Annotated in this window: 12 protein-coding genes and 1 tRNA gene; 10 read left to right on the top strand and 3 right to left on the bottom strand. The window is 68.2% G+C overall.

Annotated elements, in window-relative coordinates; all coding sequences use genetic code 11:
• The first annotated feature begins 131 nt into the window (after nt 1–131).
• The 7 genes from KSNIM_RS16660 to KSNIM_RS16630 all read left to right on the top strand — a co-directional run bounded on the left by KSNIM_RS16660 (nt 132) and on the right by KSNIM_RS16630 (nt 17,150).
• Nucleotides 132–2,315, top strand: a complete 2,184-nt coding sequence (locus KSNIM_RS16660; RefSeq protein WP_263104001.1) for an N-6 DNA methylase — start codon at nt 132–134, stop codon at nt 2,313–2,315.
• A 91-nt stretch (nt 2,316–2,406) separates the two neighbouring features.
• The gene (locus tag KSNIM_RS16655) at nt 2,407–4,398 is read left to right on the top strand and encodes a class I SAM-dependent DNA methyltransferase (RefSeq protein WP_263104000.1); all 1,992 of its coding nucleotides are present in this window, start codon (nt 2,407–2,409) and stop codon (nt 4,396–4,398) included.
• Complete coding sequence (locus KSNIM_RS16650) at nt 4,395–5,630, top strand: restriction endonuclease subunit S (RefSeq protein ID WP_263103999.1); 1,236 nt, start codon at nt 4,395–4,397, stop codon at nt 5,628–5,630. The genes KSNIM_RS16655 and KSNIM_RS16650 overlap by 4 nt, the downstream gene beginning before the upstream one ends.
• Nucleotides 5,631–5,635: 5 nt before the next feature.
• On the top strand, nt 5,636–8,842 hold the full coding sequence (locus KSNIM_RS16645) for a type I restriction endonuclease subunit R (RefSeq protein WP_263103998.1): 3,207 nt from the start codon (nt 5,636–5,638) through the stop codon (nt 8,840–8,842).
• Nucleotides 8,843–9,058: 216 nt separating this feature from the next.
• Entirely contained in the window at nt 9,059–10,639 is a 1,581-nt protein-coding gene (locus tag KSNIM_RS16640) for a serine/threonine-protein kinase (protein WP_263103997.1), read from the top strand.
• A 134-nt stretch (nt 10,640–10,773) separates the two neighbouring features.
• Nucleotides 10,774–15,657, top strand: coding sequence for a DUF3320 domain-containing protein (locus KSNIM_RS16635; RefSeq protein WP_263103996.1), 4,884 nt, complete (start codon nt 10,774–10,776; stop codon nt 15,655–15,657).
• Between the two features lie 701 nt (nt 15,658–16,358).
• Nucleotides 16,359–17,150 carry a hypothetical protein gene (locus KSNIM_RS16630; protein ID WP_263103995.1) on the top strand — a complete coding sequence of 264 codons (792 nt, stop codon included), beginning with the start codon at nt 16,359–16,361 and terminating at the stop codon, nt 17,148–17,150.
• A 205-nt stretch (nt 17,151–17,355) separates the two neighbouring features.
• On the opposite strand, the gene KSNIM_RS16625 is transcribed toward KSNIM_RS16630, so the two are convergent.
• The gene (locus tag KSNIM_RS16625) at nt 17,356–17,697 is read right to left on the bottom strand and encodes a helix-turn-helix domain-containing protein (protein ID WP_263103994.1); all 342 of its coding nucleotides are present in this window, start codon (nt 17,695–17,697) and stop codon (nt 17,356–17,358) included.
• 174 nt (nt 17,698–17,871) lie between these two features.
• Here KSNIM_RS16625 and KSNIM_RS16620 point away from each other — a divergent pair, with 174 nt between their 5' ends.
• The 3 genes from KSNIM_RS16620 (at nt 17,872) to KSNIM_RS16610 (ending at nt 20,481) form a co-directional block, all read left to right on the top strand.
• Nucleotides 17,872–18,762 carry a hypothetical protein gene (locus KSNIM_RS16620; RefSeq protein WP_263103993.1) on the top strand — a complete coding sequence of 297 codons (891 nt, stop codon included), beginning with the start codon at nt 17,872–17,874 and terminating at the stop codon, nt 18,760–18,762.
• A 22-nt stretch (nt 18,763–18,784) separates the two neighbouring features.
• Complete coding sequence (locus tag KSNIM_RS16615; protein ID WP_263103992.1) at nt 18,785–20,188, top strand: hypothetical protein; 1,404 nt, start codon at nt 18,785–18,787, stop codon at nt 20,186–20,188.
• Nucleotides 20,189–20,408: 220 nt separating this feature from the next.
• Nucleotides 20,409–20,481: transfer RNA gene (locus tag KSNIM_RS16610), tRNA-Arg, on the top strand.
• A 1,188-nt stretch (nt 20,482–21,669) separates the two neighbouring features.
• On the opposite strand, the gene KSNIM_RS16605 is transcribed toward KSNIM_RS16610, so the two are convergent.
• The gene (locus KSNIM_RS16605; RefSeq protein ID WP_263103991.1) at nt 21,670–22,869 is read right to left on the bottom strand and encodes a serine hydrolase domain-containing protein; all 1,200 of its coding nucleotides are present in this window, start codon (nt 22,867–22,869) and stop codon (nt 21,670–21,672) included.
• A 218-nt stretch (nt 22,870–23,087) separates the two neighbouring features.
• Nucleotides 23,088–25,286 carry an N-acetylmuramoyl-L-alanine amidase gene (locus tag KSNIM_RS16600; protein WP_263103990.1) on the bottom strand — a complete coding sequence of 733 codons (2,199 nt, stop codon included), beginning with the start codon at nt 25,284–25,286 and terminating at the stop codon, nt 23,088–23,090.
• Nucleotides 25,287–25,294: the final 8 nt, after the last annotated feature.

Here is a 25,294-nt window from a genome sequence, read left to right as displayed (position 1 = left end):
GGCGGACGGAGCACAGGCCGTGCAAGCAACTCCAGATAAGCATGCCACTGAAAGCATCGTCAATCGGATGTAGGCGCTGGCGTGATGGTGTAGTGTGTTTACTGTCCACTTCCGAGAGGGGCGGGACTTCCATGCCGCAACAGTCAGCAACGCAGCCGTCCGCGCAGGTGACGGCTGCTGAGATCTCCCGCATCGCCGGGGTCACCCGTGCCACCGTCAGCAACTGGCGGCGGCGCCACGCCGACTTCCCCGCCCCCAGCGGCGGGACCGAGAGCAGCCCGCTCTACGACCTGGGCACCGTCCAGGAGTGGCTCCGCGACCGTGGGCACACCTCTGCCGCATCGCCGGAGGAGGACCTGCGGACGGCGCTGCGGCTCCTCGGGACGGGCACGGATACCACCCGCTTCTTCCCACTGGTGGCAGGCGCGGCGAGGCTCCCGGAGCAGGAGCGGGGCCGCCTCTTGGAGTTGCCCGACGACCGACTTGCCTCAGTTGCGGATGACCTCGTGACCGGCGGGTCGGCACCTGAGGTCCGGGCCGTGCGGTACGAGACCGAGGACGCCGGCGTGATCCGCGCGCTGCTCGCGTGTGTACGCGGCGCAGGTGCGCAGGCCGCGCTGAACGTCCTGGCGGAGCGCGAACTCGACGAGGGTGCGGCCAGCGGTACCTACCGCACCCCCGAGGGCCTTGCCGACCTCATGGCGGGACTGCTGCCCGAGACCGTGGTGCGCGTGCTCGATCCCGCCTGTGGCAGTGGCACGCTCCTGGCCGCTGCCCGTAGGCGCGGCGCACGTGAGCTGTACGGCCAGGACACCCTCGCGGTCCAGGCACAGCGGGCTGCGGTGGCCCTCGAACTCGACGATCCCGCCCCGTCCATGGGGGGCAAGGTCATGATCGCCACCGGCGACAGCCTGCGCGCCGACGCCTTTCCCGGCCTGACGGTCGATGCCGTGCTGTGCAACCCGCCCTTCGGCGACCGAGACTGGGGCCACGACGAACTCGCCTACGACCCCAGGTGGGCCTACGGCATCCCCTCACGCTCCGAGTCTGAGCTGGCCTGGGTTCAGCACGCACTGGCGCATGTTGAGCCCGGCGGATACGTCGTCATGCTGCTGCCGCCGGCCCTCGCCTTCCGGACCTCCGCCCGCCGCATTCGTGCCGAACTCGTCCGCAGCGGGGCCGTGCGCGCAGTCGTCTCCCTGCCGGGCCGCGTCGCCTACCCGCTGCACATTGCCCTGCACATCTGGATACTGCAGCGACCCGAGCCTGGATCTGCCGAGCGCACCTCCGTGCTCTTCGTCGACGGAGACGGTGAGGCTGCAGACGCCAGACGTGCGGGCGCTCCCACGCGGAGCAGCTCGCGGGGGAGCGCCACCTTCGACTGGATCGGTCTTGCGGACCGCGTGCTGACACAGTGGAACGCGTACCGCGAACAGCCGGAAAGCTTTGCCGATGAGACGGGTCTGGCTCGAGCCGTTCCGGTAGTTGACCTCCTCGACGACATCGTCGACCTCACGCCAGGTCGGCAGGTCCGCGCGGCCGCAGCTGATGTCGACCCGGCGGTGCTCGCCCGCAGAATCACCGATCTGCACAACCAACTGAGCTCGCAGCTGGACGAACTGGTCGCGTTCAGTGGCAAGGGGGAGTGGGACACGGCCGGTACGTCGCCGCTTGAATGGCGTACCGCGACCGTTGCCGATCTCACTCGTGGTGCTGCCCTGGCAGTGATCCGGGCGGCGGCGCCGAGCGGCGGACGAGACTCCAAGAGTGGAGGTGGCATCGGGGACGGGAGCACCGAACACCGGCCAGTGCTGACAGCACGTGACGTTCAAGACGGCATCGCGCCCTCAGGGACCATCAGGGACGCCCATCCGGACACCACTCAGACGATCATCGAAGGAGACGTGCTGATGCGCGCGGTCGCCGGCGGGAGTGGCGTGGGGTCGATGACTCGGGTTGCAGACGAAAAGGACGCCGGTGCACTTCTGGGTGCCGCCCTGCACCTGCTCCGCCCGGACTCGTCACGCGTCGACCCTTGGTTCCTCGCTGGATTCCTCGGTGCAGCCGCCAACATCACTGCCGCGTCGACCGGTACCACCACGGTCCAGGTCAATCCCTTGCGGCTGCGCGTTCCCCTCATGCCATTGGCGGAGCAACGTCGCTACGGCGACGCCTTCCGCAGCGCCTACCAGCTGCGCGCCACCGCCCATCAAGCGGCTGCCCTGGCTGCGGAGGCCGCAGACGCGGTGACCGCAGGCCTCACCGCAGGTGCGCTCCTACCACCGGCATCCGGCGACCAGCGCCAATCCGGCTGAACCGCCTCAACTGGCACGCCACATCGACCAGACTGCATACGCTCCGCCCGTTCAGTGGGTGGACGGCCCGAGAGGAAACCGGGGAAACCCTTTGAACAGCAGCAAGCACACGGAGCTGGCGAACCACGCATGGTCCGTCGCTGACCTTCTGCGTGGTGACTACAAGCAGGCCGACTACGGCAAGGTGATCCTGCCCTTCACCGTCCTGCGACGGCTGGAGTGCGTGCTGGAGCCGACCCGCGAGAAGGTTGCCGAGAAGGTGGCCCAGCTCGCCGGCCAGGAGCTGGACGAGGACCGCTTCCTGCGCAAGGCCTCCGGTCACTCCTTTTACAACAGGACCTCCCTCACCCTGCGGAAGATCGCGGGTGACCCGCAGAACGCCGCCAAGAACCTGCAGCTCTACGTGGCTGGGTTCTCGGACAACGCCCGCGAGGTCCTGGAGAAGTACGAGTTCAACCAGCAGATCCGCAAGCTGGATGCTGCCAAGCTGCTCTACCAGGTCATCGGCCGGTTCACCGACCTCGACCTGCGTCCCGAGATCGTGTCCAACCACAACATGGGCTACATCTTCGAGGAGCTCATCCGGCGCTTCGCCGAGCAGTCGAACGAGACCGCGGGTGAGCACTTCACCCCGCGCGAGGTCATCAACCTGATGGTCAACCTGCTGGTGGGGCCCGACGCGGACGCCCTGAGTCTGCCCGGCGTGGTGCGTACGGTACTCGACCCGGCCTGCGGTACCGGTGGCATGCTCAGCGCTGCGGAGGACCACATCGCCGCGCTCAACCCGGGCGCCAAGGTGGAGGTCTACGGGCAGGAGCTCAACCCCGAGTCCTGGGCAATCTGTCGGTCCGACCTGATGATCAAGGGCCAAGACCCGGACAACATCGCCTTCGGCAACTCCTTCAGCGACGACGGCCACAAGCGCGAGAAGTTCGATTACTTGCTCGCCAACCCGCCGTTCGGCGTGGAGTGGAAGAAGGTCAAGGACGAGGTTGAGCACGAGTACGAGACTCTCGGCCACTCCGGCCGGTTCGGCGCCGGCCTGCCGCGGATCAACGACGGCTCGCTGCTCTTCCTGCAGCACATGCTCTCGAAGATGAAGCCGGTCGACGTCAACGGGGGCGGCGGCTCCCGGGTTGCCATCGTCTTCAACGGCTCCCCGCTCTTCACGGGCGCGGCCGAGTCGGGTGAGTCGAACATCCGTCGGTGGATCCTGGAGAATGACTGGCTGGAGGCGATCGTCGCCCTGCCTGACCAGCTCTTCTACAACACTGGCATCTCCACGTACTTCTGGATCCTGACCAACCGCAAGACGGCTGATCACAAGGGCAAGGTTGTTCTCCTGGACGCCCGGGACTACTGGGTGAAGATGCGGAAGTCGCTGGGCGACAAGCGCAAGGAGCTGAGCGAGCAGCAGATCCGCGAGATCACCCGGCTGTACGGGGAGGCCCTGCAGGTCGCTGGCGACCCGGAGCACCTGCTGCACGGCAAGGTCAAGGTCTTCAAGAACGAGGACTTCGGCTACCAGCGCATCACCGTCGAGCGGCCGTTGAAGCTCCGGTTCGAGGTGACGGAGGAGACGCTGGCGGCGCTGGCCGAGGCCAGGGCCGTCCTGAAGCTGGACCATGCGGGGGAGTTCGTCGCGGCAGTGCGGGCGTTGGTCGGCCAAAGCTGGCCGACCAAGTCCGAGGCGTTCGTCGCACTCAAGGATGCGGTCGTGGCAGCGGGTCTGCTCTGGCCGACGGGGGCGCCGTTTGTGAAGTCCGTGCGAGACGCGATCGGTGTCCGGGACGCGGACGGCGAGGTGCAGACGGTGAAGGGAACGCCGGAGCCGGACTCGGACCTGCGGGACTACGAGAACGTGCCTCTTGGGGAGGACGTTGACAAGTACCTCAAGCGTGAGGTGCTGCCCTACGTGCCGGACGCGTGGATCGACCACAGCAAGACCAAGATCGGGTACGAGATCCCGTTGACTAGGTACTTCTACGTCTACCAGCCTCCCAGGCCGCTCGCGGAGATCGACGCAGAACTGAAGTCCTTGGAAGCCGAGATCCAGATGCTGCTGGGGGAGGTCGCTGAATGACTTCGGTATGGACAACGCTTCCGCTCTGGCACCTCGTGACAGAAAGCCGTGAAGTTGTAGAGCCGTCTGACCTTGGCGAAGAAGTTATGCATTACAGCATCCCTTCTGTAGACGCAACAGGAACTGGCCAAGTCGAAAAGGCTGAATCAATCAAGTCGGCCAAGCTTAAACTGCGTGGCGGCGAGGTGCTAATCAGCAAGCTTAACCCGCGCAAGAGTCGTGCGCTCATCGTTGAGAGCTCAACCGTGCCGATGGTTTCATCGACTGAATTCGTTGGCTTGCGTGTTCGTGATGGCGTTGAGTCGCGGTATTTGCTCTACCTGCTCCAATCGGAGTTTGTGCGACAGGAATTGGATTCACGGGTCCAGTCGGTCACGCGCAGTCATCAGCGTGTTGCGCCGGAGGAGATTACGCACCTACAGGTAGCTGTCCCGGCGCTGGAAGAGCAACGTCGCATTGTCGAATTCCTTGACGCCGAGACGATGCGCATCGGTCAACTTCTGGCGGCGCGACAGGACGTCATGGAGAAGTTGGAGGAGCGTGAATCGGCACTTCTCGATCTGGAGATCGATGGCCTCCTGGCTACTAGCGCGGTAGCGCCCTTGCGTCGTTTCGTCTGGTCCGTTGATCAGGGCGCAAGCCCACAGTGTGAGGCCGTCCCTGCAGGAGAAGATGAGTGGGGGGTACTCAAGGTCAGTTGCCTTCGGCCGGGCTCCTTCTTCCCTGGCGAAAATAAGCGGCTGCCTTCCGGGGTTGACCCGATGGTCAGAAGTGAGGTGCGAGAAGGTGATTTGCTAATCACGCGAGCCAACACGCCGCAACTCGTTGGATCTACCGCAGTGGTCCCTGCTGTGCGATCAAAGTTGCTTCTTTCGGACAAAATCTTCCGTGTGCGCCTTACCAGAGGTGTGCTGCCTGGGTTTGTGGCGGAACTTGCTCGTGGAAGCCGTATCAGGGCTCTATGCGCAGCAAGCTCAAACGGTGCATCGCAGTCGATGGCAAATATCCGCTTCGAAGAGGTAAAGGCGTGGCCGGTTCCCGTCGTAAGCATTGCCGAGCAGCGTCTCGTTGTTGAGCGGATCGCCAGCAAGCGCAAGGTAATTGAAGTTCTGCGGCGCGCCATTGACTCTCAGCGCGCCCTCCTGGCCGAGCGCCGTCAGGCACTCATCACCGCCGCCGTCACCGGCCAGTTCGACGTGTCCACCGCATCCGGTCGAGGAGTTACGGAGTAACCGCCATGCCCCCGATCCACACCGAGGCCGCCTTCGGCGCGGCCATCGTCGCCGCGATGACCGAGCGCGGGTGGCGTGAGGCCCGGCCGGAGGACTACCGGGCCGAGCTCGGGCTGGACACCAACGAGTTGTTCGGCTTCATCGGCAAGACCCAGGGCGACGAGTGGGAGGAGCTGGTCACCACTCAGTACGCCGGCGACCAAGCCGAGGCGCAGCGCGGGTTCGCGAAGCGCCTCGGGCAGGCGATCGCCTCCGACGGGCTGCTTAAGGTGCTGCGCGAGGGTGTGAAGGACCGCAGCGTCCTCCTGCGGGTCGCGTACTTCCGCCCCAACCTGGTTGAGGACGACTCTGTCCTTGACGGTTACCGGGCCAACCGTCTCACCGTCGTCCGTGAGCTGGAGTACGCGACCAAGCAGGCCGATCGGGGCAACCGGCTTGACCTGGCGCTCTTCCTCAACGGCATCCCGGTCGCCACCGCCGAGTTGAAGAATCCGCTGACCGGCCAGGGTGTAGAGAAGGCGAAGGACCAGTACCGGACCAAGCGCGACCCCAGCGAGCTGATCTTCACCAGCCGTGTCGTCGCGAACTTCGCCGTCGACCCCGACCTGGTGTTCGTCGCGACCAGCCTGCGCGGGCTGAAGACGCACTTCCTCCCGTTCAACGCCGGCTCCGAGGGCCCGGGCGAGCCCGGTGGCAAGGGCAACCCCGTCCCCACCATCCCCGGCACCTATGCCACCTCCTACCTGTGGGAGCAGGTCTGGCAGCGGGACAACTGGCTCGATCTCCTGGAGCGGTTCGTCCATCTGCACAAGGAGAAGACGCCGGGCGGTGGCAGCACCCAGAAGCTGATCTTCCCACGCTTCCATCAGTGGGACGTGGTCCGGAAGCTCACCGCCCACGCGGCCGTCCACGGCGCGGGCCACAACTACCTGGTCATGGCCTCTGCCGGGTCGGGCAAGTCGAACACCATCGGCTGGCTCGCCCACCGGCTGAGCGACCTGCACACGCCCACTGATCCGGCGGATCTTGATCCGGACGCCCTCGCGGCCGGCCTCAAGCCGGGCGTGCCAGTGTTCGACAAGGTCATCGTCATCACCGACCGCCGCAACCTGGACGCCCAGCTTCGGGAGACCGTCGGCAGCTTCGAGCAGACCGCCGGCCTGGTGGTGAAGATCGACGAGAACCAGGGCGCGAAGGGGGCGCAGCTGGCGCGGGCGCTCTCCCGCGAGACCGGGAAGATCGTCACCGTCACGCTCCACTCGTTCCCGGCCCTGCTCAACTACGTCCAGCAGAACCCGACCGAGATCCAGGGCCACAACTTCGCGATCGTCGTGGACGAGGCCCACTCCTCCCAGTCGGGCGACGCTGCCACCGCCGTCAGGGCCGCCCTCCGGGACCTCGGTCTCGACTCGGACTCCGACGACGTGGGTGCCACCGAGGCCGCCACCGACGACACCCCCGCCACCCTGCAGGAGCGCCTCAAGCACAAGGCCTCGCAGCGCTCCCGCGCCGCGAACCTCTCCTACTTCGCGTTCACGGCCACGCCCAAGGCGAAGACCCTGGAGCTGTTCGGCACGCTCCAGGACGTCGACGGCGAGGCCAAGTACCGGCCCTTCCACACCTACTCGATGCGGCAGGCGATCGAGGAGGGCTTCATCCTCGACCCGCTGCGCAACTACGTCACGTACGACACCTACTGGAAGCTGGTCAACAAGAACCCCGACGAGCGCGAGGTCGACCCGAAGAAGGCCAACCCGCTGCTCGCCCGGTACGCACTCACCCACGACTACACCGTGGCGCAGCACGCGCAGGTGATCGTGGAGCACTTCCTCACGCACACCCGGGGCCGGCTCGGGGGCCGGGCGAAGGCGATGGTGGTGACGGCGTCCCGCCAGTCCGCCGTGCAGACGGCCCGTGCGATCAAGAGTTACATCAAGGACCGCGGCTACGACGCCAAGTACCCGGACGTCGGTGTGCTGGTGGCGTTCTCCGGTTCGCTCACCTTCGAGGGCGAGGAGACGACCGAGCCCAAGGAGAACGACGGGCTGTCCGAGGGTGCGCTGCCGAAGGCGTTCGCCTACACCCGTGCCGACGACAAGGCCGTCCGCGCCGGCGGTCCGGGCAAGCAGGAGTACCGGATCCTGGTCGTGGCGGAGAAGTACCAGACGGGCTTCGACCAGCCGCTGCTGACGACCATGTACGTCAACAAGACGCTGACCGGCATCTCCGCCGTGCAGACGCTGTCGCGGCTGAACCGTACCGCCGAGCGCAAGGCGCAGGGGGACCTCGCCGTCATCGACTTCGTCAACGAGGCCGAGGACATCCAGGCCGCCTTCCGTCCGTACTTCCTGGAGGCGCGGACGTTCCCGTCCGACCCGAACCTGCTCTACGAGGCGCAGAGCCGGGTCATGGCCGCGCCGATCCTCACGGCGAAGGAGATGGACGAGTTCGCCGAGGCCTACTTCGCGGCGCAGGAGAAGGCCGGCGGGTCGGTGGCGAAGTGGGAGAAGCTGCACGCGGAGCTGTACCGGCTGCTCGCCCCGGCGGTGGTCCGCTTCGAGGCGCTGCTGAACAGCGAGGACGAGGACGACCAGAAGACCGCCGAGGACTTCCGCGCGAACCTGCACGACTACGTGCGCAAGTACGGCTTCCTGGCGCAGATCGTCCCGTACACCGACCCCGACCTTGAGCGGCTCCACCTGTACGGGCGGTACCTGCTCAACCGGCTGCCGCGCCGGGCCGACGGCGGTGTCGACATCGGGGAGGTCGACCTCAGCCACCTGCGGGTGGAGAAGACCGGCGAGTACGACGTGGGCCTGACCACCGAGGAGCCGGCCCTGATCCGGAACGTCGGGGAGGGCGTGGGCGGCACGAAGGAGCAGGAGAAGTCCCTGCTGTCCGAGCTCATCGCGAAGTTCAACGACAAGTTTGGGACGGACTTCACCGAGCAGGACCTGCTGCCCGCCTTCAACGCGACCCTCGCGGAGACCGAGGTCCGCCAGGCCGCCGTCGTCAACGACGAGGACAACTTCGGCAAGGTCTTCGACCGGGTCTTCGCCGACAAGGTCGAGGACTACGTTGGCATCGTCACCGACCTCGGCAAGCGGTACTTCGCCCCGGACAAGGGCTTCCAGTCCAGTCTCAACCGCAGCGCCCGCCGCGCCGCCTGGCGCATGATCAGGCGCGAGGAGGGCGTGGACGACGCGGCCTGACAGCGGCGGCGCCACGGTCCGGCATGGTAGGCGGCCCATAACGATCTGCTTACCGTGCCGGGCGTGCACTCAAGAGCCTGGACCGGTGATCGCTACACCCGTCACACTGGGTGCGCGTCCCGGCACACCCGCGCACCCGGGTCCGCAGCCGGTCCGACCGCACATCCCGCACAACCCCGCAGCCATCGACCACGCACGCAGAAACGGGGGAGCCGCGTGCCGGCGACCGTGATCTCTGATCGCTACGAACTCCTGGACGAGCTCAACCACGGCGGCATGGGCGACGTCTGGCGCGGCTACGACGTCGTGCTCGACCGACCCGTCGCCGTGAAGCTGATCCGGCAGGCGGCGGTCACCTCGCCGCAGCTGGCTGAGGAACTGGCCAAGCGGTTCCAGCGGGAGGCGCGCATCACCGCACGCATCCAGCACCCCGGCGTGCCCCAGGTCTACGACGCGGTGCTGGACCATAGCTACGAGCGGCTGTTCCTGGTGATGGAACTTGTCGACGGCGTACCGCTCTCCGCCTACCTCCAGCCCGACCGCCCGCTGCCCGTCAGCTGGGCCGCAGCCGTCGCCGCCCAGGTCGCCACCGTGCTGTCCCACGCCCACGACCTGCCGGTGATCCATCGCGACCTTAAGCCGAGCAACATCCTCGTCGCCCGCGACGGCACGGTGAAGGTCCTCGACTTCGGCATTGCGGCGATCCTGCGGACCGACGTCACCAAGCTCACCGCAACGGGGAGCCCCATCGGCACCCACCAGTACATGTCGCCGGAGCAGGTCCGCGGCGGGCGGATCACCCCGCAGACGGACCTGTACGCCCTCGGCTGCGTGCTGCACGAACTCCTCGCCGGCCGACCGGTCTTCGATGGCAACGAGTACGCGCTGATGCACCAGCACCTCACCGCCGCACCGGTCCCACTGCGGCAGCTTCGCGGCGATGTGCCCGAGCCGGTGGAGAAGCTCGTCCTCCACCTCCTGCGCAAGGCGTCTGAGAGCCGCCCGGCCGACACCCAGGAGGTCTACGATCGCCTCCTGCCCTTCCTGCCGGAGGCCGGCTCCGTCCCCACACAGGCCGAGGCCGGCCCCCCCGGAGCTCCGGACCCGACTCGTCTCTTCCGCCACCCCTACGCGCCCCGCTCCCGGGCGCAGAAACCTCCTGCGGCCGTCCGCACCCCCACCACTCTCGAGCTCCAGCCGCTGCCCGTCCCGGACGAGTTGCGTGCTGCGATCAAGGAGGCGTACGCGCACTCCGACGCCCTCCTGGACGACGGGCGCTTCGCCCAGGCCGTCGAGATGCTCGGCGCCGTCATCGAACCGGCCGCCCGCGCACTAGGCAGCGACAGCAGGGACGTCCTCGGCCTGCGCAGGCGGCGCGCGGCGGTCCGCTTCCTCGGCGGCGACTACCGGGCCGCCCTGCCCGAGTTCGAGGCCCTCGTCGTCGCCTACGCTCGCACCGCCGGTCCCACCGGCACGTCCGCGCGCGAATGCCGCGCCCAGGCGGCCCGCTGCCGCGCCGAACTCGGCCAGGTCACCGAGGCCCTCCACGAACTCCAGGGTGTCCTCGACGTCGTCAGCAGGCTCGACGGCGACGTCAGCGAGGAGGCCATCGAGCTCCGCCACGGCATCGCCGTCCTCCTCCTCGCCCAGGGCCGGGTCATCGAAGCCCTGCGACTCCTGGAGCCCCTCCACGAGGACCTGGTCATGGTCTACGGCCCCGACGATGAGCTGGCCCTGGAGGTCGCGGAAATGCTCGCCCGCATCCGCCTGGACCTGAACGGCCGAGCCTCGGACTGACTGCAGCACCCCTGGTGGTGGATGGCACCTTCAAACCGCCCTCCACCACTCGTATCATCATCGAACTTCGTGCACGGTGACTGCTCAGGCCCGCGCACCTGTGCGACCGAATTCCTGGATGGATGAACATGCCGATGACCAGCACCCCCGCCGCGGCCGGTTCAGGGGATCCGGGGCGGGACAGGCTGCTGCGAGTGCTGGGCGACTGGCGCGAGTCCCTGCTGGACCTGAGCGGCCGGAACAAGCTGCTCAACTTCCGGCACACCCGCACCGCCACTCTCGAAATACAGTCCCCGGACGCCTCCACGCTGCTGGCCGGGCTGGCACGCGGCTGGGACTTCGTGTCTCCTGCGGAGAGCTCCGACGGAGACCGTGTGGTGCTGTCCAAGGACTTGGGACGGCCCGCCGGTCTGGTGACGCAGAAGACCACCGAAGCCAGCCTGGTCAGTGCAGTCAACCGGCTGCGCAACCAGTCCGGGCAGATGTACAACGACTTCGGCCTGTGGGTGCTCTGGCTCGGCGTGGGCATCCTCGACTGGCGCGAATCGGATGACCAGGAGAAGCCGTCCTCGGCGCCACTCCTACTGGTACCCGTCGAGCTTCGCCGAGACCAGAGCGGTCGCTCACGTCTTCATGCGGCCGAGGACCAGGACGCCGTCCACAACCCCGCACTCGCCGTCAAGCTCGCCCGTATGGGAGTGGATTGGACTGCCGTCGGAAAGGCCGACGTCTCCGATCTCAGCGCGGTGCTCGCGGCGGCTCGGCGTATCGCTATCGGCCGACAGGGCTGGACGGTGAACGAGCGGGTCGTCCTCAGCCTGTTCGCCTCCCACAAGGAGGCGATGTACCACGACCTGCAGCAGAACGAGGAGCGGATCCTCGCCCACCCGCTGGTCCGGGCGGTCGCCCTGGGACCGGACGCCGGGCTTCCCGGTGATCTTGTCGGCTTCGACCCGCCCAGTCTGGACCGGATCGACGATGTTCAGCCGCCCGAGCGCACTCCCCTCGTGCTGGACGCGGACGCCTCCCAGCGGCAGTGCATCGCGGCTGCCCTCGACGGCCGCTCCTTCGTCGTCAGTGGACCTCCGGGAACGGGTAAGAGCCAGACGATCACCAACCTGATCGCCGCCCTGATCCACGCCGGTCGTACCGTGCTGTTCGTCAGCGAGAAGGCAGCCGCCCTCGACGTGGTGCGCAACCGTCTGCGGGACGTCGGCCTCGCAGACTTCGTCCTCGCCCTGCACAGCGGCGACACGTCCAAGAAGGCCGTGGCGACCGAGCTGGGCCGGGTGCTGAGGACCGAGGTACGCGCCAACGGCGCCGCCGCACACGAACTCGACAAGGCCCGCGAACTCCGTGAGGCCCTGTCCGCCTACGCGGCCGCGATGAACGAACGCCGCGAACCCCTGGGACGCACGTTGCACGACGTCCTCGGCCGCCTGGTCATGCTCGAGCGGGGGGACGCCGGGCAGCCGGGAATGCGTCTCGACGGAGCTCGGATCAGCCGGGAGCTCTCCGCCTCCATGCTGCAGCAGATGCTTGGCGCGGCAGAGTCGATCAGCCGCGCCTGGCGCCCGGCCGTCGAGGGCGAGGACTTCCTGTGGCGGCACTTGATCGGAGCGTCGCCGCTTGACGTGCTGGCACAGGCGGACGACGCGCTGGAACAGGTCGAGGCGGCATGCCGACGGCGTCCCCTCGCCGAGTCCGCGAGCGAACCGAGCACCGCCCGGGAGCTCACGGCACTGATCCAGACGCTTCGCGTAGGGCTGCCCACAGCTGCCGCCCCGGCCCATACCTCGCTGCCGGACGATCCGTCGACCATGCTCGCCGAACTGGCCGATGCCTTCGGTATGCCCAAGCCCACGACCGCAGCAGCGGCCTTCAGCATGCTGGAACTCGCCGACCTGGCCGGGGCCGATCACCGGCCACTCGCCGCCTGGCTGGATGCGGGGACGTTGGCGCGTGCGGAGGCGGCGACGGCCGAACTGGCCGAAGCCGTCACCACGGAGCGGCTGGCGGCGGAGCGGGCAGCCGACGTATTCGGTGACCAGGTGCTCAAGGCCGACGACCTGGATGCTCTGGTACAGCGGTTCGCCGAGCAGCACCACGGTCTGCTGGTCCGCTTCTCCGGCCAGTACAAGGCCGACCGGGCTGCTGTGGCCGCCCTGACCAAGACCGGTGCCTGGCACAAGGACCTGCCCCGCCGACTCGGTGACGCGCTTGCCTGGCAGCAGGCCACAGCCAAGGCCGCCGCACTGCTCAGCGACCACGGCTCCCTGCTCGGCCGCTACACCCCACGCGACGCACTCGGCTTCGACCGGCTTCAGCAGGCCCTGGCAACCACCCGGCGCGTCGTTGCTCTCTCCGCAGCGGCCGAACGACCGGATCAAGTGGTGGCCCGGGTCGCTGACGGCGCTGACGCCGATCCCCAGATCCCACTGCTGGCTCGTGCGGTGCGTGGCGCTCTCGCGGGCTGGTGCGACATCGCAGACCGGCGACTCCGCCGATGGACCGAACAGGTCGGCGCGCTGATCGGGCTCTTCGCCGACTCCCGTGCCGTCCAGTTGTCACTCCAGCTGTCGGGCACCTTCGGGCAGGCGCGTGCTTTGGTCGACCGGCTGCTCCAGGACCCGCAGGGCGCGGAGGAATGGCGCGCCTTCAGTGCCGGCTTGGAGCAGCTGCGCCCGCTGCGCATCGATGAGCTGGTGCCGCGCAGCGTGGAGCGGGGTGTTGCGGCGGCGGACTTCCCCGCGGTCGTCGAAAGCGCGCTGCTGCGAGCTTGGGCTAACGCTGTCCTCGATGCGGATCCCCGGCTGCGGGTCAGCCGCTCGACCGACCTGGACGCGAGGACCGAGGACTTCCGGGAGGCGGACCGCCGGCTGGTAGCTGCAGCCAGAGGTGCGGTCATCGGGGCGGTCAACAGCCGCCGGCCTCGGAACTTCGCCGGTGGTGCTGCAGCAGTAATTGCCAAACAGGCTGAGCTGAAGAGCCGCCACATGCCGGTCCGAGACCTGCTGTCCCGGACCGGTGAGGTGGTGCGACTGGTCAAACCCTGCTTCATGATGAGCCCGCTAACTGTCAGCCAGTTCGTACCAGCGGACTATCAGTTCGACGTCGTCATCTTCGACGAGGCATCACAGGTCCGGCCAAGTGATGCGGCGAACTGCATCTACAGGGGTGCGGCCCTGATCGTCGCGGGAGACGAGAAGCAGCTCCCGCCTACATCGTTCTTCGACTCCGCGGTCGGAGACGACTCCGACGAGTGGGACGAGGACCTCCCCGACAGCTTCGAGTCGCTGCTCCACGCCTGCCGTGCCGGAGCAATGCGCACGCTGGACCTTCGCTGGCACTACCGCAGCCGTCACGAGGACCTGATCACCTTCAGCAACCGGTCGTTCTACGGCAACTCGATGGTCACCTTCCCCGGAGCCCATGAGTCCGGCAATCACGTCGGCGTCGAGTTCTTCCGGGCCAATGGCGTCTATGACCGCGGCGGGCGCGCAGACAACGTGGTCGAGGCAGAACTGGTCGCACAACGCGTCCTGCACCACTTCGACACCCGCCCCGGCCAGAGCCTGGGCGTCGTCGCTCTCTCGCAGGCGCAGGCGTCCGCCATCGAGCTCACGGTCGAGCAGGCCCGCCAGGCACGCCCAGACCTGGACCGCTACTTCACCGAGGACCGACTCGACGGATTCTTCGTCAAGAACCTGGAGTCGGTCCAGGGCGACGAGCGCGACGTCATGATCATGTCGGTCGGCTATGGGCCGGACCAGTACGGCAGGAGGTCACTGAACTTCGGTCCCATCAACCGGCCGGGCGGTTGGCGTCGCCTCAACGTTGCCGTCACTCGCGCCCGCTACCGCATGGAACTCGTTGCTTCCTTCACCGGGGACGAGCTCGGCGACAGCGACAACGAGAGCGTCCAGCATCTCAAACGCTACCTCCAGTACGCGCAGCACGGCCCAGCCGTCCTCACCCAACAGGTCGTTCAGGACCAGGCAGAGCCGGAAAGCCCGTTCGAGGAGTCGGTGCTGGAAGTACTTGAGGATTGGGGATACCAGGTCCAGCCGCAGGTGGGCGTGGCCGGATACCGCATCGACCTCGGTCTGAGACACCCGGACGCACTCGGCTCCTACGCTCTCGGCATCGAGTGCGACGGGGCCATGTACCACTCCTCGAAGGTCGCGCGCGATCGTGACCGGCTCCGTGAAGAGGTTCTTGCGGGCCTCGGATGGAAGCTGTACCGGATCTGGGGGACGGACTGGTACCGCGACCGCGTCGGAGCGCAGAGTCGCCTGCGGGCCGCCGTTGAGGCAGCTGTTGCCAAGTCACCCGGTGCGATGACACCCACCCCAGCGCCCGCTCCGGCAGCGGCACCCGGCGTGGGGCGTCAGCCGGACCAGAACGTAGACGGCCCGCACGGTGAGCCGGAGCGGGTAGCCGTCGACGCCGACCACGCACGAACGTGGGCGGTGCCGTACCGTACGGCGCAGGTCCAGGCCTTCCCCAGGTACGACATGCACACCGTGGAAGCGCGGCCCGAACTGCGTCGACTCCTGTCCGCCGTCCTGAAGACCGAGGGCCCCATCCACGAGGACCTCCTGATTCTCCGCGCACGTGAAGCCTGGGGTGTGGCCCGCTCCGGCAGTCGGATCCGCGACAACATCCAGGCCGTGCTGGCCGGCCTGGTGCGTGCCGGTAGCGCCAGGAAGATCGAGTCGGGGGTCTACGGCCCTGCGGGAGACGCCCCTCTGCTGGCCCGCACGCCTGACGCGTACGGGCCCCGCAAGGTGCTGCACGTGCCGTCGGCCGAGCGCAGGCTTGCTCTCTACGAGCTCGCTTCGGAGTGCCCGGGCATGAGCCGGGAGGAGCTTGTCCGGGCAACTTGCGACTTCTTCGGCTGGGGGCGCCTGGGAGCCGACATCCGTTCCGCGCTGGAGGCGGACATTGCTCAGATGTTCAAGGACGCGCGGCTGACCAGTACAGGCGACCGCATTACGGCTGTGCCGCTGACCTGACGAAGTCGGACCGCAGAGGCCCGTGGCTTTCTGCTCACGCGGCTCTTCGGAGTATCGGGCAGGCTCGATGAGGACAAGCGCGTCGCCCCGATTCCTGCGAGCGTCATGGGACCGACGTGCGGGTGCCATCTGCCGTTGCTCGCAGGACGCAGTTGTGGTCGGCGGGGCTGCAGCAAGCGCGGCCGATCTGCCGCGTGTCCCTTCGTAGATGCGGCAAGGCCATCGGGCCTCGCGGCCTGATCGCCCTTGATGTACTTGCCCCTGTACTCCAGATAGAGGCGTTCGGTGCCCCCACGTCGCCTGGGCGTGTGGGCCAGGCTCCTGCTTCTGCGGTACTGGACTGGATGACCTGATGCTCGATCGGCAAAGTTCGAACCTGATCGAGATGTCGGAATCACCCTTGAGAGGGAACTTTCAGCACCGTTTTTCGCGAGACAGGATGGCGTCCATCATTGCCTCCGAGGTGCCGCGAGCCGCCGCCCGGTTGCTGACTGTGCGCTGATTTCCCGCATGCTTCCTTGTGTCGCATGGGGTCATCCCGCCCGATATGCGACACAAGGATGCATGCGGCCACGTGCTACGTGAGCGCGCGAGCGGATGCCCGGTGCTTGGGGGCGGCCTTGGCGAGGCTTGCGACCGCGACTTTGCTGCCTCTAGCGTGATCGCTGCGACGCCCGCTCAGACCTTTTGGGGAGATTCGTATGGCCGGCGCATCTGAAGGTATGCGTGCGACGAAGCAGGTGCTTCCAACCGCACGTGTGCACCCGCCGAACGCGATCAAGCTGGCGAACGCCGTTGTGGACCTCAGTGGCGAGAATATCGAGCCCGTCAAGATCGAGAATGCCGCCGACCGGGTCGGTATGAGCCGGCAGCATGCAGCCATGGTGCCTCGTTTCATGATCTCTTGCGATCTGATGATGGCCGCAGACGGCGGAAAGTATGCCCCGACCACTGGACTGCTTCGGTTCTGTCGCCTGTGGAGGCAGGGTGGAGACCGCCAGCCAGCCCGCGAAGCGCTCGGCGAGATCCTCGGGCGTATGTGGTTCGCCACGGAGGCGCGATCGCTCCTCACGTCGGGGCCGCGACCCGTCGAGGACCTCACCGAACGGCTCCGCCTGGCGGCCGGTGTGGACACGAACAAGAACAGTGCGGTGGCCCTGGCCTACCTGGTCGAATGGATGATTATCGCGAACCTCGTGCAACGAGACGAGAAGGGTCGGATCGTCCTGCCGTTGCCGGCTCGAGAATCCCCGAACGAGGAGCCGATGAACACCGCCGGAACTGAAGGAAAGGTGCCTCCGCAGGCGAAGTCCGAGGATCGGCAGCAGCGCCGTGCCTCAGCATCGACTGCTGACGAAGTCTCGTACGCCGTCAGTGTGGATATTCGGTTGACGCCTGCAGATATCGCACTGTTCGACCCGAAGGAGTTCTCCGACATCATGATTGCGATGTGCAAGGTCATGCGAGTGCAGGCGGCCGAAGCTGTGGCCTAAAGCTGGAGCGCCCGAAGGGGTCGAATCTTCGAGGATTTCGTAACTCTTCGGGCGCTCCAATGGGTGGCGGCTGGTCCCGAGCAGGCCTCTGGAAACCTTTGCATCGGAGGGTTCAAGTCCCTCGCCATCCACGTGACGAACATGATGCCAGTTCTCTAGCGGACGCCTCACCGCCTCGGTGGCGGTTTCCTGCTGTTTTCCATGGCTAGCCGATAGCGGATTCACTCGATTGGGTGGTTCGTTGTGGCAGGCTGGCCAGTCCGGGCCACAGCTCGATGTCGAAGACGACCTCGAGTCGGGCGAGCGTCCCCAGGTCAGGAAGCACCTCGCCGCGCAGTACGCGTCCGATCGTGGTGTGCGTGAGGCCTGCCTCGTCGGCCAGAGTTCGCAGGCTGTGCCCGGAGGCGTGGAGTGCCGCCTCAAGGTTCCGAGCAAGAGCCTGCGAGTAATGGGCGCTGGCCGGCGCGTCTTCCCGAAGCTCCGCGCGTGGCCATGTCCCGGAGCTGACGTACTCCTTCGGGACTTGGTCGTTGCTGCTTCGGGGCATGCCGAGATCATCCCATGTACCCACGGCTCCAATCCCTTCCGGTTGCCGAGTCGCGTTACGACTTCCACGATGGTGCAAGTATGCACCGCACTCTATGTGGAAGAGCAGCCATGTCCCTCGCTTTCGGGCAGATGTCGCCGCGTGTCATCGCCGCCACGTCGGTGGGTAGTTGGCATGGCTGAGAGCGTGGCCCTGTCGGACGCTGTGGGTGACGTCCTCGCCGCATGGCATCTCGACATGGAGCGCGGTGCGCTGTCCGTTCAGTCCCTGGACAAGTTCGGGTTGCTGATCGGCCGGTTCAGCCGCTATGCAGCAGCGAACGGTGTAGAGCTCGTCGGGCAGGTTTCCGAAGGCCTCGCAGGCGACTTCATCCATGCTCGGGGCAGGACTCGCCATGGACGGATCGATGACGTTTCCCTGTCCACCAGGCACCTTCGCCGTTCCGTCCTTCGGATGTTCTTCCGAGGCGCCCGTCAGCTCGGGCTGGTCGACAACGATCCGACCTGGAGTATCGAGCTGCCTCCCCGCACCGGGCAATCAGCGAGACCGCTCACCGCAGAGGAGGCCGCCTGCTGCCGCCTCTTCGCAGAGTCGACAGCTGACCGCACCAGGCATGCCGCCGTGGCTGCACTGGCGTTGGCGGGAGCCAACACCGGTGAGATCGGCCATATCTGCGGAACAGACCTTGATCTGGCGGCCAATCGAGTACGGGTTCACGGGTCCAGCAAGACCGACGAACGTTGGTGCGCCCTCGATGCCTGGAGCAAGAGCATCCTCGTTCTGCGCATTCACCAACTGGCTGAACGGCACCCGGCGTCCTGGGGCGCGCAGCCGCTCGCCACCAGCCGTCACGGCAGTGACGCTCAACGCCAAGCGCGGGCCTGTGTGGCCCTGCGGGATGTCCTTGTGCGGGCAGGATTGGGGCGCGAGAGCGACCTCAAGCCCGCATCCGTCACGGCGTATGCCGGCCTGACTGCATTCACGGCCAGCGGCCGCATCGAGGACGCGACCCGCCTGCTGGTCCCTCGACCGTACTGCAGCGGTCATCGGCCACCGCTGGCGTGACGGGGGTGGCTGAGGCGTGCCCATGGACATCTTCGGAGAGGCCATTCCCAAGGGGGAGCGCTCGCCGCGCAAGAGCTCAAGGGACAAGGACGCGGTCACTCGCGATGACTGGATCGAAGCCGTCGCCGCTCACCCCACCGTTTACGAACTTGCCCGCCTCATCCCCCCGCACGCCACTGGAAGTGTTGGACGCCCCGGCCACTACCCGCCCTATGTCTACGTGATCTTCAACGCCCTGACCATGGTGTTCGGCTCGGCGCGGAGCACCGCGGCACACCTGCAATGCGGCGAGACCTGGGGTCGCGTCCGTGAGGGTGTCGCCGCCAACCTCGGAAGACAGGAGGCCGATGCGTTGCCGGCTTGCGGCCCCACCAGGCATCACTGGCTCTACAACCGTACGCGGCTGCTGTTGCCCCGCCTGGCCGACCTCCTGGAGGCACATCGGGCCTTGGCCGTGCGGCAGGCAGAGGCCCAAGGCCTCCTTGACCCTGGTGGCCCCAAGAATTGGTCCAATCCGATGAGACAGCAGCTCATCATCGGTGACGGCACGGTGGTCAAGGCACCCACGGCGGCCACTGCCGCCGAGACGGTCGACACCACCACCGGCGAAATCAAACGCCACCGCTTCGATCCTGGCTCCGGCCTGCACGCGGAGAGCGGGGACAAGACGATGGTGTGGGGTCCCAAGTTCGTCCTGTTCTCTGCGCGCGGCGACGACTACCGCGACCGCGTCATCCTCGAAGCGCGCCATCAGCCGGCCGGCCAAGAGGGTGGAGAGGCCCGGCTGGCCCTTGACGGTCTCAAGGAGTTGTTCCGGGAAGCCCGTGGCGCGCTCGGTACGGTCTGGGACGGCGCTTTCCGTGGGATCCATCGTGACGAGATCGCCCGCCAGGGCAGGCTGGTGGTCAACAAACAGCACGGCACGTGCGGCCCAAGGCGCCTCACGCCCTATCTCGGCTCCAAGTGCCGTCACGACCTGTGGGCCGTCGACGGGCGGGTGGCCGAGCGTCGCATCACCGAGGACGGCACAGGCGAGAACATTCCGTTGCCGGTCGTCAAGCTCGAGCAGCGCTCCTCCGCCAATGAGTGCAGGTGGTACCACGTGCTGCGGATCCCGTGCCGACATGGTGGGCACAAGGCACGCATCCGGGTGGCCACCAATGCGAGCGACGAGGACCTGGGGCAGATCAACCGCCCCGAGTGGCTCCGCCAGATCCCACCGGGCACCAGAGCCTTCCAGAAGCTCGCCGGCTACCGGGCAGACGCGGAGTCCACGAACGCTTCTCTGGACCGGCGGCTCTGGAACGGTCGCATGATCGCCTACGGCGCTCCCCGGCAGACCCTCGTCATGCTTGGATTCGTGATGGCGGAGAACGCTGCCAGCCGTGCCCTCCACCGTCGACGAAGTGGATCATCCGCCGGGTAGGTGCCCACCGTCAGGCGGCTCGTAGCTCGACTCCGCAAACCCGCACCAACATCACGGCGCTGGTCCGCTAGGCTGTCCCCAGGTCCACCACGGGACTCCGCCGGCTGCGCTACCTGCATGGGTTTCGCTAGCCCCGGAGCCTGCGAGGGGCCGATCGACTTGTTGGGGCCTTGACTGAAGACTTCGGTAGGAGTTTTCTACAAGGATTTCGACACGTCCCGCCTCAGTAGCTCAGGGGATAGAGCACGGCTCTCCTAAAGCCGGTGTCGCAGGTTCGAATCCTGCCTGGGGCACGCTGCCCGATCGGGGCACAGAACGCCAGAAGGGCCAGCTCACGAGGGTGAACCTCGGAAGCTGGCCCTTCGTGCTGTCGGGGGCAGCCGGGGCGGGGATACTGGCCGCGGTGCGCCAGGTCACGGTGGACCAGACGGCGTCGCTCGGGTTGGAGCCGTCGTGCCGGTAGATGACGAAGTTGCCGTCGTCCTGGAGCGTCGCGTGGGCGCCCCGGTTGTTGTAGGTGCCCGAACTCCAGACTGGCATCGTCCAGCCACTGCGGAGGACCAGGTTGCCGTCGTCCTGCATCATGGCGACCACCTCGGGCTTGCGCTCCGTGTGGCTGTTCCGCAGCACGGCGCCGTCCCGCTTGCGGAAGAGGACCATGTTGCCGTCGAGCTGCATGACCAGCCAGGCCTTGGCCGGCTGCAGCCACTCGCCGGGTGCCATGACGCTCGCCGGGCAGAGCTTGGGAACCATGCCGGGGTGGCCCCAGGTGCGGGTGGACCAGAGGGCGTCGCTCGGGCGGGTGCTGCCCTGGCGGTAGATGACGAAGTTGCCGTCGGACTGCATGACCGCGTGAGCACCGCGGTTCCCCAGGTGCCGGAGTTCCAGAGCGCCGGGCCCTGGCGCCCGTCGGGTGTCATCAGGTAGGTGACCAGGTTGCCGTCCCACTGCATCACCGTGCTGACGCCGGGAACGCTCAGGCGCTGGCCGGGAGCGAGCTCCTGACCTGGATTCACTCCGACGGTGGTGTCCCAGGCGACACCCGAGGTGATGTAGGTGGGCGTGTTGTTCGGCGCGAGCGCCGTGGCGGCGCCGGCCGACGGTACGCCGGCGGCGAGCGCTGCCACGGCGAGCAGCGCGACCGTCGAGCGTTTCACGAACTGGCTTGGCATATACGGAAGCTCCCCCCCTTTTCGGTCCGCTGGGCGGACATGTTCGGGCCCGTTCCACACGTCGGCGTGGCGGTCGCCGACGGCGGGTCCGGCTGCGGCCGTCGGTAGTGTCCGTCGACACCGCGTCACCTCTATCGTCTTCACCCCACGCCGAGGGGCCCCGAGTACCACCCGCACCCGCACCCGACGAAGGCACGCCGGCACTGACGGCCCGCACCGCCGCGGCCCCGATACGGAAAGCCGGAAGGGCTGGCTCCGAGGATCATCCACTGAGCCGGCCCTTCCGGCTGCCGGGAGCGGACGGAAGGCTCAGCGGGGCTGGACGGAGCCGTCGTAGACGTTGTCCGGGGTGGCGACCGCGGTGATCGCCCGGGCGAGGAGGGTCGAGGGCTCCTGGCCCTGACTGCCGACATCGGTGTTGATCATGATGACCAGTGTGGCCCGCTGCGAGGGCAGGTAGACGGTCACCGTCTCGTAGCCGGGGATCGAGCCGTTGTGGCCGATCCAGCCGTTGGTCTCGAAGATGCCGAGGCCGTAGCCGGTGCCGGGGAAGCCGGTCGGCAGGGTCTTGAGCCGCTCGGCCTGGGTCTGCGGGGTGAGCAGCCTTCCGGTGGCGACGACCTCGGCCCAGCGGCGCAGGTCCTGCAGGTCGGAGATCATCGCCCCGGCCGCCCAGGCCCAGCTGGGATTCCAGTCCGTGACGTCCTCGACCGCGCCGCTCAGCGTCTGGTCGGTGTAGCCGCGCGGGTGCGGCTCGGGGAACTCGGCGCCCCGCGGGAGCAGCGTGTGGCGCAGGTGCGCCGGGCGGAGCACCCGCCGCTGGACGAAGTCGGCGAGCCGCTGCCCGCTGACCTTCTCGACCACCAGACCGAGCAGGACGAGGTTGGTGTTGGAGTACTCGAACTCCTCGCCCGGATCGAAGGTGTTGTCGTGCTTGAACCCGTACGCGAGCACCTCCTGCGGGCTGAAGTTTCGGTACGGGTCGGTCTGCAGGGCGTGGACGAAGTCCGGGTCGGCGGTGTACGGGAACAACCCGCTGCGCATGTCGGCGAGCTGACGCAGCGTGATCCGATCGCCGTCCGGCACGCCGCCGACGTACGCGGAGATCGGGTCGTCCAGCCCGACGCGGTGCTGGTCGACCAGTTCGAGCAGTGCCGTGACCGTGAAGGTCTTGGTCTCGCTGCCGATCCGGACGTACGAGTCGGCGGACATCGGCCGGCCGGTGGCGGTGTCGGCGACGCCGGTCGCACGGACGTAGCTCCCGCGGCCCGGCATCCACAGTCCGACGACGACACCCGGGATGCCCGCCTGCCGGCGGACGTCCTCGACGGTGCTGTCCAGACGGGCGGTCAGCTCCGGTCCGAGACCGCCCGGCGGGCAGTCGTCCCGGTCGTACCCGACGACGTTCGCGGCGTGGACGGTCGTGGCGGGCACAGCTGTCATGGAGGCCAGTACGGACGCCGCGACCAGCGTTGCGGCGAACAGCCGGCGGTAGGGGGTGCGTCGCACGGCGCCTCTTCCGTCACGGGTTAGGACGGCAACATCACCACCGAAGTCCGTCGGGACGAGCGCTCCGCCGGTGCGCCCGCGGCGAGTCCACTCGTTCGGAGCCGGAGCCGGAGCCGGAGCCGGAGCCGGAGCCGGAGCCGGAGCCGGAGCCGGAGCCGGAGCACGGCCGCGGGGCCGGTGGCGTATTCACACAGGGCGCGGCCGGGTCTCTCTGAGTGTCACCGGCGCCGCGGCTTGCGGGCCTCCCGGCGATCGGTGGCACGTGCCGGGACATCGGTGACCCCCGCACGGGCACCGGCGTCGCCGCCGGTGCCCCCGAGCGGCCCCGTGCCGCCGGCCCCGGCCTTCGGTGCGGTGACGCCGGTACGGGTGTCCGGGAGGCGCTCGGCTGCCAACGCGGTGCGGCCGCCCGCGGATGCGGGCGCGGTGACCACGTCGACGTCGGTCGACCTGAGGAAGGCCAGCCGGTGGTCGTACCGGATCGGGTAGTAGGTGTCGCTGCCGACCACCAAGGTGCGGTCGTCCGGCGCGTCACCGCCGATGTTCTGCGCGTAGTAGTAGGCGCCGTGCACCGGCCGGTCCGCCGCCGCGAGGTAGCCCTGCCCGGCCGGGATCGTCGCGGTGTAGGGCGTCGGCGCGAGACCGGCCCGGTCGAAGACCGCGGCGACGGCCGGGTACGGCCGGTAGGCGTCGCGCTCGGGGTACGCCCGGCCGTACACCGGGATCGAGGCCCGGCCGGCCCTGGGCACGAGCACCGTCCGGCCGGCCCGGTTGTCCGCGGTGGCGCTCCGCCCGTGCGGATTGAGGAACCAGCCCTTCACACCGCCGTACCAGATCGCCGTCCAGTCGCCCTGCCGGTCCGCGACGACGTAGCCGGTACCGGAGACCGCCTTGGCCCTCCAGTCGGCGGCCCGGGTGGTGCCGCCGCCGATCAGCGGCGCGCCGGGGCTCGGCGAGGTGCGCAGGTAGACGAAGTTCTCGGGGCGGGCCGGGGTGCCGTCCACCGGGGGCGTGTTGCCGGAGTCGAAGGGTGGGGCGACCGTCACCGTGCCGCCGACCAGGATCGGACCGCCGGTGCCGGCCCGCACGGGTGCGCCGACCAGGTCCATGTAGTGGTTCCAGTCCCAGAACGTGCCCGGGTCCCAGTGCATGCCGGCGATGTCCTGCTGGCGCGGGCCGGGGACGTCGTCGTGCCCGACGATGTGCTGCCGGTCCAGCGGCACGCCGAACCGGTCCGCCAGGTAGCGGGTCAGCGCGGCCGAGGACCGGTACAGCTGCTCCGAGTACCAGGTCGCGTTGTTCGCCGGGAACGCGTAGCCCTCGTGCTCGATGCCGATGCTGTGCATGTTGACGGTCTTGTTGCCGGAGTGCCACGCGACGTTCCGGGTGTTCACCAACTGCGTGACGTGGCCGTCCGAGGACCGCACGATGTAGTGCGCGCTGGCCTGGGTGGACGGCTGCTGGAAGGCCGCGATCGAGCCGGCGAAGCCGCCCTCGGTGTCGTGGACGACGATGCGGTCGATCCGCTGGCCGTCGGCGGGGCGGTCGGCGATCGAGTAGTTGCCGAAGGAGCTCGGGTCGGAGGGATCGGTCAGTGCGTACGCGGCGGGCCGGAAGTCGCATCCGAGGCCGACCGGGCACTCGACCGGGCCGATCGCGTTCGCGTCGGACGCCCCGGGGACGCCGGAGGCGGGCACGCCGCCGGCCGGGCCCCTGTCGGTGGACCTGCCTCGGGTGACGGCCCCGGTTTCCACGGCGGGGTCCGTGGCCAGGGTGACCAGCTGGCCGTCCGTGGTGATCCGCGAGGCGCCGACCCTGACGGTGCCGAGCACGCGGCCGGCGAAGTCGTCCCCGCCCTGCGCGGCGGGGGAACCGCTGAACCGGGAGACCGCCGCGAACCAGGCCGTCGGGTCGCCCGACAGCGGCTTCCCGGCCTCCTGCTGGTACGCCACCAGCAGCGCGGCCGCGCCCCGGATGCTCTGCGCCGGGTCGTTCCTCAGCCGGTCCGCGGGGACGCCGACGAGCTTCGCGGCGCGGTCCAGGGTGTGCAGGGCCGGGCCGTCCTCGACCCGGACTGGAGGGGTGCTCCCGCGTGCGGGGGCGCCGTCGCCGCGGCCGTTCGCCTCGGGGACCGGACCGGCTCCGACGGCCCTGGCCACTGCGGCGGGGTCGACCTCGGTCAGACCCATCACGTTGTAGTTGCCGGTGGTGCTCGGATCGCCGTGGTGCGACTCCCAGCGGGTCTGCTGGTACGACAGCGCCAGCAGGATGCTCTGCGGCACCGCGAACTCGGCCGCCGCGTCGGCGAACCGCCGTTGCAGGACGCCGGCCTCCCGCGCCGCGGCCGGTGCGGTGACCGCGGCCGGTGCGGTGACCGCGCCGGCCGGCAGGACGAGGCCGGTGGTGGACGCGGCCACCGCGGCGG

Source organism: Kitasatospora sp. DSM 101779 (assembly GCF_025655475.1).
GTDB lineage: Bacteria > Actinomycetota > Actinomycetes > Streptomycetales > Streptomycetaceae > Kitasatospora.
This window is presented reverse-complemented; position numbering and strand designations above follow the sequence as displayed.